The sequence below is a fragment of the Trichocoleus sp. AS-A1 genome, assembly GCF_039962015.1.
GTDB lineage: Bacteria > Cyanobacteriota > Cyanobacteriia > Cyanobacteriales > FACHB-T130 > FACHB-T130.
Map to the genome: position 1 here is coordinate 37,535 of NZ_JAMPKG010000012.1, position 13,078 is coordinate 50,612.

Here is a 13,078-nt window from a genome sequence, read left to right on the forward strand (position 1 = left end):
GCGCCACTTTTTCTTAACCCCTATTGATTGGGCGAAAATACAGAAAGTTGCACACCGGGTGTCATTAGTAATTGCTAATTGGTTCGTATCAACCATCATCCTTCACCCTTTTAGGAGTAGCGACTGCAACCAAACCATATACTCGGATGCCATGTTGTGCGAGCGTTTGAGCCGCAGATTGAGCCGTCGCTCCTGTCGTATAAATGTCATCTAATAACAACACTGGCGTAGATGGACGGCTACGAAGAAATTCTTTTCCAAGGGAGAAAGCGCCAGCTAAGTTTTTTTCTCGCTCGGTGCCAGATAAGCTAAACTGAGCCTCTGTCGCCCGTACCCGTTCCAAACCCAGCGATCGCATGGGGTAGCCGGTATAATCGCAAAAGCTTTGAGCCAGTAAATCTGCCTGATTGTAGCCTCGCTGACTCACTTTGGAGGGGTGCATGGGGATGGGCACTACGGTTAATTTGAGCTGAGCGGATACCGGAGAATTCAGCCATGCTTGAGCAAGCCAATGACCCAACGGACGAGCCAGTTGGGGATGGTTTTCATATTTTAGGGCAGCGATCGCTCTCTTCATTGCCCCTCCATATCCGCCCCAAGCAAACACGGGTAGTTGCCCTTGCCAAAATTGGTTAGGATTGGACATCTGACAGCGTTGCAGTTGCCGCTGACAGTCTTCGCAAAATTCTTGAGAAGTCGGGCGCTGGCAGAGTGGGCAGTTGGACTTCAGAAATAGATTTAGCAAACCTTTTACAGTCTGGCTCCAATGCCCCATTTTGAGTACCTCCTCCTTTGGGGAGATTTCTTTAAAATACAAGTAGGTTTGTAAGCGATCGCGCAAGTAACGTCTAGCTTAATTTTTTACAAAATTAATGAATTTAACTTTAAGAATCAGAGTTTTTTTAAACTTTCACACCGAATTACACCAAAAAATAGCTGAAGTTCCAGAATAATGGCTGACTCTAATCATGTCAGAAAAAAGTCGTCGAACACGAGCTTCGGGTCGCAGGTCATTGGCCCCATCCTAACAGTGGTGACGCTTGTCGCCATTGAGGTGCTGTCTCAGACAAAATTTGCCATCCCCAACCCAGGCCCGATTTCCCTCACCACGGTTGTTTATGCTACCTTCAGCGGCAGTTTTTGGGCTGGGTTGATTAGCGCAGCGATTTCGCTGGTGTATGCCCTTGGCTTCTTTTCCAACCCCGGACATTTGTTTGAGTACACAGACGAAAATGCCCGTCACTTGCTCGTACTAGCCTTCACCACACCAGCTCTGGTGTTGATGGTCGGGTTTCTAAAGCGCCGCGCAGAACAAGCTTTGAGGCTAGAGGCGACTAACGACATTCTGAATCAGCAACTGGGCGAACGCAAACAGGTCGAGGAAAAGCTGAGGAGGGCAAACGAGCGCTTTGAGCTAGCGGCTGCGGCAATTAATGGGATTATCTACGAATTGGATCTGACTCAGAACACGATAGAAAGGACACAAGGGCTGAGTGAGGTTCTAGGCTATCAAATTGAAGAAGCCCAAACAACTGTTCAGTGGTGGATGGAGCGGATTCATCCGGATGACCGACAGCGGGTACACGAGGAAATAAACAGCAAGATCGCCGCCAGTAGTAGTTTTACCGTTGAATATCGGATTCGCCACAAAAACGATCGGTATCTATATGTTTGGGATAGAGGGCTTATCGTGCGAGATGCTGATGGGCGTGCAGTGCGCGTGGTTGGCTGTACTTTAGACATCAGCGAAAGCCGAATTGCTCAAGACGAATGCGATCGCGCTCATTCGCAATTGGAAACCGAACGCGCCCTCCTAGAAGCGGTGCTGCGGCAGCTACCAGTCGGCGCGATTGTTGCGGAAGCTCCCTCCGGGAAGCTGATCCTCGGCAACGAGCAGGTGGATCGGATTTGGCGTCATCCTTTTCGGCAATCTAGGGATATTGAGGAGTACCGCGAGTACCAAGGCTTCCACGCCGACGGGCGACCTTATCAGCCGCAGGAATGGCCTTTGGCACGTTCCATCAGCACCGGCGAAGTCGTCATTGATGAAGAAATTCAATTTTTGCGGGGGGATGATACGCGGGGCACAATGCACGTCAGCTCCTCTCCGGTATGCGATCGCGCGGGCAAACTCGTCGCTGCTGTTGTCACCTTTTTCGACATCACCCAGCGCTCTTCAAACCAAGCTTTGTTAGCGACGCAAAACACGGTCTTGGAAATGATTGCCAAAGGTGCCGCCCTCCCCTCCGTACTGGATGTTCTCGCCCGGTTGATCGAACAACAGTCGGATGGCGCTCTGTGTTCCATTCTGCTGATGAACAAAGAAAAGCAAAAACTCTATCGCGGTGCAGCACCCAGCATTCCAAACAGCTACTTTCAAGCAGTCCCTGACGGGATTCCCATCGGTGCTGTAGCTTGCAGTTGCGGTACGGCGGTTTATCGGCGCGAACCAGTAGTTGTGTCGGATATTGCCAACGATTTCCTGTGGGCAGAATACAAAGATTTGCCCTTGTCTCATGGATTCCAAGCGTGTTGGTCAGTCCCGATTTTTGCCACGAATGGAGATATCTTAGGCACTTTTGCGATGTATTACCGCAAGCCGCAACAGCCTAGTTTGCACGACCAGAAACTGGTTGAGATATCGACCAATCTGGCAGGCATCGCCATTGAGCGTCACTGCACCGAAGAGGCAAAGCGGCAAAGCGAAGCCCGATTTCGGCGTCTGGTGGAATCCAATATCATCGGGGTCGTCTTCGCCGACTTTAACGGCAATGTCACCGATACCAACGACGCCTTTTTGAATCTGCTTGGCTACACCCGCCAAGAGCTGCAAACGGGCAAAGTGCGTTGGGATATCATGACCCCGGAGGAATTCGACGATTTGGATCGGCACAAAAACCAAGAAATGCTGAACTCCGGCACGTGTACGCCTTGGGAAAAAGAATACGTTCGTAAAGATGGCAGCCGCGTTCCAGTTCTCGTCGGGTTGGCTCGGTTGGAAGAATCTCCCGATAGTTGCGTTGCTTTTGTCCTCGACCGCACCCAACGCAAGCGTGCAGAGGAAGCACTCAAAGAAAGTGAAAAGCGGTTCCGTCAGCTGGCAGAAAACATCGATGAAGTGTTCTGGATTCGTTCGGACGCTCCGAAACAGTTACTCTATGTTAGTCCCGCCTATGAAAAAATCTGGGGTCGCACGACCGTAAGCCTTTACGAAGACCCTTCATCCTGGGTGAATTCCATCCATCCAGAAGATCGAGAGCGGGTAATCGCTGCGGCGAAAAAGCAGAGCTACGAAAAGTACGATCAAGAGTATCGGATTGCCCGACCCGACGGCGAGGAGCGCTGGATACGCGATCGCGCTTTTCCGATCCAAAACGATCGGGGAGAGGTTTACCGCATTGTTGGCATTGCCGAGGACATCACTCGCGCCAAGCAGTTAGAAGCGACTCTGCGGCAACAGGCAGAAGAATTAGAGAGAGCAAGCCGGATCAAAGACGAATTTTTGGCAATCGTCTCCCACGAACTGCGGACGCCCTTAAACGCGATGCTGGGTTGGGCGACGATGCTCCGGACGCGGAAACTCAATGAAACCACCACCGCGCGGGCGCTAGAGACGATTGAGCGCAACGCCAAATCACAGGTAAAACTGATTGAGGATTTATTAGATGTCTCGCGCCTAATTCGCGGGCAAATCCGCCTGAATATTCGTCCAGTTGACCTGATATCGGTAATTGAGTCATCCATCAATACCGTCTTACCTTCCTGCGAAGCCAAAGCGATCGCTCTAGAATCAATGCTCGTTCCTGATATTGGCGTTGTGATGGGTGATGCAGAACGCTTGCAGCAAATCGTCTGGAATCTCCTTTCCAATGCCATTAAGTTCACACCGGAAGGCGGACGAGTCACGGTAAAGTTGTCAACGGTTAAGGGGAATGAGTCATCGGGAATCGGGAATAGCAACCCATCGAACCCATTCCCCATTCCCAACCACGCCCAAATTGAAATCAGCGACACCGGATTGGGCATCAGTCCTGACTTTCTGCCCTACGTCTTCGAGCGCTTTCGGCAAGCGGATAGTACAACGACGCGATCGCAAGCGGGTTTGGGGCTAGGGTTAGCCATCGTCCGCCAACTGGTGGAACTGCATGGCGGCACCGTTGAGGTGACGAGTCCAGGAGAAGGACTCGGAGCGACCTTTACAGTGCGGTTGCCCCTCTTAGAAAGGACACAGGTAGGACTAAAAACTTCAGGAGTGTTAGCGCAGCGGCAGGAAGTGCAGATTGACCTAGAACAAGCAAATGAGAAAACTCAAAATTCCTCTTACTCCTCAACCCTCAACCCTCAGCCCTCAGCCCTCAGCCCTCTTCCCTCCTCTTCTCTCAGTCCTCAGTCCTCAGCCCTCAGTCCTCTTCCCTCCTCTTCCCTCACTCCTCCTGTCCTGAACATTCTGAGTGGAGTGCGGATACTGGTTGTAGATGATGAAGCAGACGCACGAGAATTTCTTTCCACAGCCTTGGAACAGTATGGAGGAAAGATACTTGCTGTGGCATCCGTTCTCGATGCCTTAGAAGCACTCGAACAGTTTCAGCCGGATGTCCTTGTCAGCGACATCGGAATGCCCTTGGAGGATGGCTATTCGCTAATTGCCAAAGTCAGGAACCATTCGGCAGAACGAGTGAGGCGGCTGCCAGCACTCACACTCACCGCCTATGCCAGTAAGGCAGATACCGAGCGAGCGAGCGCTGCGGGTTTCGATGGACACATCGCTAAGCCAGTTGAGCCATCCCTGTTAGCAGAAGCGATCGCTAAGCTTATTCGCTAGACGCACTGCTTGCTCAATTGGCTGAAAGAACGAGAGCGGCGCGATCCCCAAAGTCGGGATTTAACCCTCAAAATAGTATCAGGAGGGGAAAAGCAATCTATGCATATCATACCTTGGGCCGCTCTCGGCTACGGGCTAGTAGTATCTATTTGTACTTTGCTGGGTCTGTGGCTAGGGCCGGAATTATTAAACAATCTTTTTGCAGCGAATGGTTTTATCCCACATGGACATTGCTATTTGTGGAAACCAGGGTTGGTGTCACTTCATGTTGCCACCGATACGTTAATCGGACTGGCGTATGTTTCGATTTCAGTGACGCTAGTTTATTTAGTCCACAAAGCTCGTCGAGATATTCCTTTTCATTCAGTATTTATCGCCTTTGGATTTTTCATTATTGCCTGCGGTGCCACGCATTTTATAGAAGTGTGGACACTATGGATGCCCGTTTATTGGCTATCCGGAACGATTAAATTAATTACAGCGATCGCTTCAGTGACGACAGCCTTGGTAATCCCGCCATTAGTTCCTCAAGTCCTGACCCTGATTGCCTCTGCAAAAACCTCTGAAGATCGTAAACTCCAACTAGAAACGGCAAACGTTGAGTTAGAGACGCTTTACCAAAAACTTAAGGAACTTGACCAATTAAAAACCCAATTTTTTGCCAACGTTAGCCACGACTTGCGGACACCACTTGCCTTGATCTTGGGGCCAACGGAGAAACTGCTCTCCGAGCCGAATCTGACCAACCCAGAACAACGTCAAAACCTAGAATTGGTGGATCGTAACGCCCGTACCCTGCTCAAACGGGTCAACGATTTGCTGGATGTCTCCAAGCTGGAGGCAGGCAAAATGGAAGTGAACTACGCGCTCAGCGACGTGGCTGAGCTGGTGCGGCTGATTGCTGCCAACTTTGAAACCATTGCAGAAGACCGTCAGATATCTTTCGTTGTCGAAACTCCTCCATCTCTTAGGGCGAGTGTCGATCCAGATAAGTGGCAGCGCATCTGCTTCAATCTACTTTCCAACGCCTTCAAATTCACCCCGATCGGGGGTAGTATCTGCTGCATCCTTGCGGAAGTCAGTCCTCAGGAGCAAGGGCACAGAGGCACAGAGGCGCAAATCTTCCCCCTGGACTCCCTGTCGTCTTCATCCTTCACCCTCACCATTGAAGATACTGGCCCAGGCGTGCCACCAGAACTCCGGGAAGTCATTTTTGAGCCGTATCGCCAAGAGGAATTCGTTACTCAGCAAGGATTTGGCGGTACTGGTCTGGGGCTAGCCATTGTTAAGGAGTTCGTTGAATTGCACGGCGGCTCCATAGAAGTTAACCAGGCTCCAAAAGGCGGGGCAGTTTTCACGACCTGGATGCCGCAAGGAGCACCCTCAGACGTTCTAAGTACCAATACAGAAGGGTTGCTAGTACCCGATGGGAATCGCGATTTTCATCTGGATGGGGAGACGATTGCGATCGCGCAACCAGCTGCTACAGACTCCGACAAGCTGACTTCGACAAATCTTCAAATCGATTCGACGCGATCGCCCCAGGCGAAAACATCCACAAATTACAAGGAAATTGCCCTTTCTGTAATGGCAGAACTGGGGCATCAACCCAACGATTTGGAATCGGCATTAAATTACCAGTCATCAGAAATTTTCCCATCAGAACAGTCCGCGCAAAATCCTCAAGGTGAAATTTCTAATTCTCAATCCCCACTCGTGCTGGTAGTTGAAGACAATCCGGAAATGAATCGCTTCATCGTCGAGAGTTTAGCGCCAGAGAATCGGGTCGTAAGTGCCCGGAATGGGCAGGAAGGATTGGACAAAGCGATCGCCCTGCATCCTGACTTAATCCTCACCGATATGATGATGCCTCAAATGAACGGCGACCAGCTAGTGCGGGAAGTCAGAGCCATCAAGGAACTCGATACGATCCCGATTGTTCTGCTGACGGCGAAAGCAGACGACGAGCTACGGGTGCAGATGTTACGAGAAGGGGTACAAGATTACCTGATGAAGCCCTTTCATATCGAGGAACTCCGAGCGCGGGTGGGCAATGCGATCGCTATGAAACGCACCCGTGAGATTCTTCAGCAGGAGTTACAAACTCTGGATATAGACCTCGCCACCTTAGCCAAAGAACTCACCTCCCGCCAGCGCGAATTGCAGGCTTCCCATCAAAATTTAGAAATTCGGGTTCGGGAAAGAACTGCCGAACTCGCAACAGCGAATGAATTACTTCAAGAACAAATCGCCCTGGCTCAACAAGCCGAACAAGAGCTGCGGAAGAGCGAACAACGCTTCCGCAGCTACTTTGAACTTCCTTTAGTCGGGATCGCCATTAGTTCGCCAGACAAAGGTTGGCTAGACGCCAACGATAAATTGTGCGACATCTTTGGCTATTCCCGGCAAGAACTCACGCAAATGACTTGGGATCAATTAACTCATCCCGATGATTTGCCAGCCGATGTAGAGCAATTCCAGCGGATTTTAGCAGGCGAAATTGAAGCCTACTCAATGGACAAGCGGTTTATCCGCAAAGATGGTCAAACGATCCACGCCAGCATCTCGACTCGCTGCGTGCGCCGTACTGACGGCTCAATTGATTACTTCGTGGCTCTCGTTCAGGACATCACCGAACGGTACCAAGCACTTCAAGCACTCAAATGGGAAAGATCCATCCTTCGCAGCTTCTTCGATAGCGCTTCTTTGATGATGGGAATTGTCGAATTGGTGGAAGATGACATCCGGCATATTTCTGATAACTCCACCTCAGCAAAGTTCTTTGGGCTAACTCCCGAAGCGATGCAAAATCGACTGAGTAGCAGTTTGGGAGTCCCGCCGCAATACCTGCGATTGTGGATTCATCAATATCGGTTGGCTCAACGCACCCAGACAACCATCCGCTTTGAATACCCTCACGAGACTGACTTGGGTAAGAAGTGGCTGTCTGCTAGCGTCTGTCCCATCGAGGGAGCTTCCAGTTTGCATCCGAAATTTGCGTATGTGATTGAGGACATCACCAACCGCAAAAAATCTGAGAAAGAACGGCTCCAGCTCGTCCGCGAACAGGAAGCGCGTGCCCAAGCTGAAGAGGCGCAGCAGCGTTATCTCTCCCTAGCAGAGGCGATTCCACAGATGGTGTGGACGGCACAGCCAGATGGGTCTGTGGATTACTACAACCAACGCTGGTTTGACTACACGGGAACGACGCTGGAGCAAGCCCAAGGCTGGGGATGGCAGCCTATACTCCATCCAGACGATTTGCAGGCATCGGTAGACGGCTGGAACAATGCTATTGATACGGGTGAGACTTACGAAGCGGAATGCCGCTTTAAGAGAGCCTCAGATGGCGTTTACCGCTGGCATCTGGTTCGGGCATTGCCGCTACGCGATCGCCATCAATGGGTCGTCAAGTGGTTCGGGACTTGCACCGACATTGACGATCGCAAGCGCGCGGAACAGTCACGGCAATTCCTCTCGGAAGCTGGCGTCGTGCTGGCTGACTCGCTGGATTATCAAGCTACGTTAGAACGCCTCGTACATCTGGCGGTGCCGCACCTTGCCGACTGGTGCGCCGTCCATACAGTTGAGCCGGATGGCACGATTCGCCAACGAGCGGTTGCCCATGCAGACGCCTCAAAGGTTGAGCTGGCATGGGAGGTAGAGCGTCGTTATCCCTTCGATCCCAAGGTGCCCCGTGGTTTGGCGAAAGTGTTGCATACAGGTGAGGCAAAACTCGCTCCGGAGGTTTCCGATGAATTGCTCGTCGCGATCGCCCGCGATCCGGAACACTTGGAAATCCTCCGCAAGGCAGATTTCAAATCCTATATGTGCCTACCATTAATTGCCCGTGGACGAATCTTGGGAGCGATCGCCTTTATTACTGCCGAATCGGGTCGCCACTACAATCAGGCGGATCTCTCCTTGGCTTCTGAACTAGCTCACCGCGCTGCCCTGGCGGTAGACAATGCGCGACTTTACCACGAAGCTCAAGAAGCCAATCGCATGAAAGACCAGTTCCTGGCGATTGTCTCCCACGAACTGCGAACTCCGATCAACGCCGTCCTGGGTTGGGCACAGCTGCTCCGCAGCCGCAAGTTTGATGAAAAGCGCACAGCGCAAGCGTTGGAAACTATCGAGCGCAATGCCAAGGCACAGACGCAGCTGATTGAGTCGCTTTTGGATGTCTCGCGCATGATCCGGGGGAACTTGCCCCTCAGTCTCCTCCCAGTTGACCTAGTGCCGGTGATTCAAACTTCCATTAATTCTGTACTGGCAACAGCTCAGACACGGGAAATTCAAGTAGAGACAGTGCTAGACCCCTCTGGCAGACGTGTCCAAGGCGATCCCGTCCGATTGCAGCAGGTAATGTCAAATCTACTCTCGAATGCTCTCAAGTTCACACCGAACGGCGGACAAGTGACGGTGCGAATGTCAATCGTTATGGGGAATAGGTCATCGGTAATGGCTAATCCGGAAGAATCTCACCCATTACCAATTACCAATTACCAATTACCAATGACTCACTATGCCCAAATCCAAATCAGCGACACCGGAGTGGGTATTACTCCTGACTTTTTGCCCCATGTCTTTGACTTGTTCCGTCAGGCTGATAGCACAACCACGCGATCGCATGGCGGTCTAGGGCTAGGACTCGCGATTGTCCGCTATCTTGTAGAAATGCATGGCGGCACCGTCAGCGCCCAAAGTCCAGGCGAAGGACTCGGAGCCACTTTTACAGTGCGCCTACCTCTTTTAGAGAGTACGCAAGTAGGGCTGAAAACTTCAGGACTGTTAGCGCACCAGCACGAAGTGCCGACTGAGGTAGAAGACACAAATCAAGAAAGAAAAAATTCCTCATCCCCTTCCCCTTCCCCTTCCCTCAATCCTCAGTCCTCAGTCCTCAGCCCTCAGTCCTCTTCCTCTTCCTCATCCCCTTCCCTGAATCCTCAGTCCTCAGTCCTCAGCCCTCAGTCCTCTTCCTCTTCCCTCAATCCTCATGCTCTCAGCGGATTGCGCCTTCTGTTAGTGGAAGATGATGCCGATATCCGCGAAGTCGTTGTCACCACTCTAGAGGAGGCAGGAGCAAGTGTGAGAGCCGTGGCATCAGTGCCAGAAGCCATGAAAGCGCTGGATCGAGAGTTGCCAGACCTGGTGATTAGCGATATCGGAATGCCATTAGAGGACGGCTATGGGCTGATTCGCCAACTGCGGAATCGAGAAGCCGAACGCGGAGGCAAGATTCCCGCGATCGCGCTGACCGCCTACACCACTGAGGAAGATCGGCTGCAAACTCTTGCCGCTGGCTATCAGCGCCATCTTTCTAAGCCGGTGGAAACCGCCCAGTTGGTAGCAGTCGTGGCGAATCTTTGGAAATCTGCGGGTCAAATTCAGAATGATGAATAAATAATTAAGTTATGATGCATTGTTCCCTATTTACCCTTTCACCTGAGTGGAAAAACTCCACTGGCTCGACCAAATTCAACCCTTCGACCGCACCCTGGTAGGTGACAAAGCTTTTTCCTTGAGCCGAGTCATACAGCGTGGCTATCCGGTCGTGCCCGGTTTTGTCGTTCCGGCAACCGCAGCCCGTCAATTTCTCGAAAGCATTCAATGGTCGGCACCGCTTGGCTTAGACCTGCCCTATTCTTCGCTACATCTGGATGTAGATAATCCCCGCCAACTACAGAGCGTTGCTCAAACGATTCGGCAGGAAATTACAGCCGCTACGCTACCGTCGTCTTGGATGTCGGAGATAGAATCGGCACAAGCGCATTGGCAAACGAAGGTGCTGATTTTGCGCCCCTCTTTGGCTTTAGATCCGGCGTCCAAAGTCCAGGCAACCGGGGTGCTTTTACCAGAGTCTGGGCTTTTAGAATCCCACGTTTGTCTGGCGACGCCAGAGAGCTTGGCGATGGGCTTGAAGCTGGCTTGGGCAGAGCTGTTTCGTGCCAGAAGTTTGTTTTATTGGCACTGTTGGGGTATTCAGACTGCTCAGCTGAACTTGGCGATTTTAGTGCAACCCGTCTTAGATGCGATCGCTTCCGGGACTCTTCAAGCAACTCCAGAGTGCTGGGAAATTCAGTCAACTTGGGGACTGGGCAAGGCGCTAGTCTTGGGAGAAGTGGTTCCAGATTTCTATCAGGTGCAACCAGAAACGGGGGAAGTGCAAACTCGATATCTGGGCAGTAAAACCCGTGCTTATCGTCTTGAGAACTTTAGGGACGCCCAAACCAACACAAACAGCACGGAGAATTTCACAAACACCCACCCTTCTCGATTAAGGGTAGATAATTGTCTAGAAGCTTATCTGCTCAACGAAGAGCAACAAAATTATTACGCCCTGGAAGAAAAACACTTAGATGTTCTTATTCAACTGGCGAAGCAACTGAGGACTGAACTCGGCCCAACTTTTACTTTGGAGTGGACGCTCTCTCCAGGAAAAGAAAATGAAGGCAACCAGTTGTATCTCACACAAGTCATCGTTGGGCACTCAGCAATGAGCTTGAAGGAGTCCAAAATTAAAGTAGGAGCGGTTAAGGAATCCTTACAGCACTCAGTAGAGATCGGTCATTCCTCCTTGATGCTCGCTCCTTTATCCTTCTTTTCGCCCCAGACTCAGCACCGCCTACAGGAAGGGAAAGTGCCTACAGTGCCAGAACCAGACCTAAAGCCTTTGATCGAAGGGCTGGGAGCGTCAGCAGGACGAACCATTGCGATCGCTCATGTATTAACCGATTCCAATCATCTCCACTTCCCTGATGCCGATAGAGATGAAAACTCGCCTGTTAATGGGAAAATTTTAGTCGTCAAAAGCATTACTCCCGATCGGCTGGTACTGCTAAAACAGGCTGTCGCTGTAGTTGCCGAACAGGGTGCGATGACTTGTCACGCTGCCATTATTGCCAGGGAATTAGGCATCCCAGCGGTTGTGGGTGCTGTTGGTGCCACCCGGCTCATTCAAACCGGCGACGCCGTGCTAGTGGATGGCGACAAGGGAGCAGTTTATCGCGTTGAGGCTCAAGCAGGCGATCGGGAGAAAATTCTTCCGCACTCCTCTCTCTCCACCCCACACGCTGCACTTTCCACCCCGCACTCTGGACTCCCCACTCCACACGCTGCACTTTCCACCCCGCACTCTGGACTCCCCACTCCACACGCTGCACTTTCCACTCCTCGTCCCTCAGCCCTCAGCCCTCAGCCCTCAGTCCTCAGTCCTCAGCCCTCAGTCCTCAGTCCTCAGCCCTCAGCCCTCAGTCCTCAGCCCTCAGTCCTCAGTCCTCAGCCCTCAGTCCTCAGTCCTCAGCCCTCAGTCCTCAGTCCTCAGTCCTCAGTCCTCGCAACTCAACTGCTGGTCAACCTCAGTCAACCCAGCAGTATCAAACGCGCGGCTCAGATGCCGGTGGATGGAGTAGGATTATTGCGCTCTGAGCTGATGCTGCTGGAAGTTTTGCAGGGACAACATCCTCAACGATGGCTCCAGCAGCAGCGTGAAGACGAGTTGAGGGAAATTCTTGCCCAACAACTGTGCCAGTTTGCCGAGGCATTTGCGCCTCGCCCGGTATTTTATCGCTCTCTAGATTTGCGATCGCATGAATTTCAATACTTAGTTGGTGGTTCTTTGGGGCACCCGGAAGCCAATCCGATGCTAGGGATGAGGGGAACATTCAGCTATGTTTCCAATCCCGCCTTGTTCGATGTAGAACTGGCAGCTTTAGTACGGGTGCAGCAATTGGGATATACCAATGTCCGCTTGCTGTTGCCTTTTGTCCGCACGGTGGAAGAGTTTTCCTTCTGTCGCCGCCGCGTTGAACAAGCCGGACTCAGCCAATCGCCTCAATTCCAACTCTGGATCGTCGCTGAAGTGCCGTCGGTTCTATTTTTGCTACCTGATTACGTGAAAGCGGGCGTCCAGGGAATCTCGATTGGCACTAACGATCTCACCCAGCTGCTGCTGGGAGTTGACCGAGACCAAGCGCAGATGGCGGCGGCGTTTGATGAGCGTCATCCAGCAGTCACGCAAGCGATCGCGCAACTCATCCAAATGGCAAAACAGGCAGGAATTCCCTGCTGCATCTGCGGTCAAGCACCGGCTCAATATCCAGAGTTGATCGATCGGCTTGTGCAGTGGGGCATTCCCTCAATTTCTGTGGAACTAGATGCCGTTGAGCGAACCTATAACGCGATCGCTCGTGCCGAACAACGCCTTCTCTTAGCAGCCGCCCGTCGTCAGTTGAATCAATAAGTAGCGATCGG

At 51.8% G+C, this 13,078-nt stretch carries 4 protein-coding genes; 3 read left to right on the plus strand and 1 reads right to left on the minus strand.

Annotation, left to right across the window (positions count from 1 at the left end; genetic code table 11):
• Positions 1 to 88 precede the first annotated feature (88 nt).
• Positions 89 to 775: a ComF family protein gene (locus tag NC994_RS11325; protein ID WP_190414126.1), complete on the minus strand. Its 687-nt coding sequence runs from the start codon at positions 773 to 775 to the stop codon at positions 89 to 91.
• A gap of 177 nt (positions 776 to 952) precedes the next feature.
• Here NC994_RS11325 and NC994_RS11330 point away from each other — a divergent pair, with 177 nt between their 5' ends.
• The 3 genes from NC994_RS11330 to NC994_RS11340 all read left to right on the plus strand — a co-directional run bounded on the left by NC994_RS11330 (position 953) and on the right by NC994_RS11340 (position 13,067).
• Positions 953 to 4,822: a PAS domain-containing protein gene (locus tag NC994_RS11330; protein WP_190437925.1), complete on the plus strand. Its 3,870-nt coding sequence runs from the start codon at positions 953 to 955 to the stop codon at positions 4,820 to 4,822.
• Between the two features lie 99 nt (positions 4,823 to 4,921).
• Positions 4,922 to 10,228: a PAS domain S-box protein gene (locus NC994_RS11335; RefSeq protein WP_242032561.1), complete on the plus strand. Its 5,307-nt coding sequence runs from the start codon at positions 4,922 to 4,924 to the stop codon at positions 10,226 to 10,228.
• A 46-nt stretch (positions 10,229 to 10,274) separates the two neighbouring features.
• Positions 10,275 to 13,067 (plus strand): putative PEP-binding protein, encoded by a 2,793-nt coding sequence (locus NC994_RS11340; protein ID WP_190437928.1) that lies wholly within the window; start codon positions 10,275 to 10,277, stop codon positions 13,065 to 13,067.
• The last annotated feature ends 11 nt before the right edge of the window (positions 13,068 to 13,078 follow it).

Coding starts and splice junctions, on each gene's coding strand:
- NC994_RS11325 (WP_190414126.1), bottom strand. CDS start 775: ATGGGGCATTGGAGCCAGACTGTAAAAGGTTTGCTAAATCTATTTCTG.
- NC994_RS11330 (WP_190437925.1), top strand. CDS start 953: ATGGCTGACTCTAATCATGTCAGAAAAAAGTCGTCGAACACGAGCTTC.
- NC994_RS11335 (WP_242032561.1), top strand. CDS start 4,922: ATGCATATCATACCTTGGGCCGCTCTCGGCTACGGGCTAGTAGTATCT.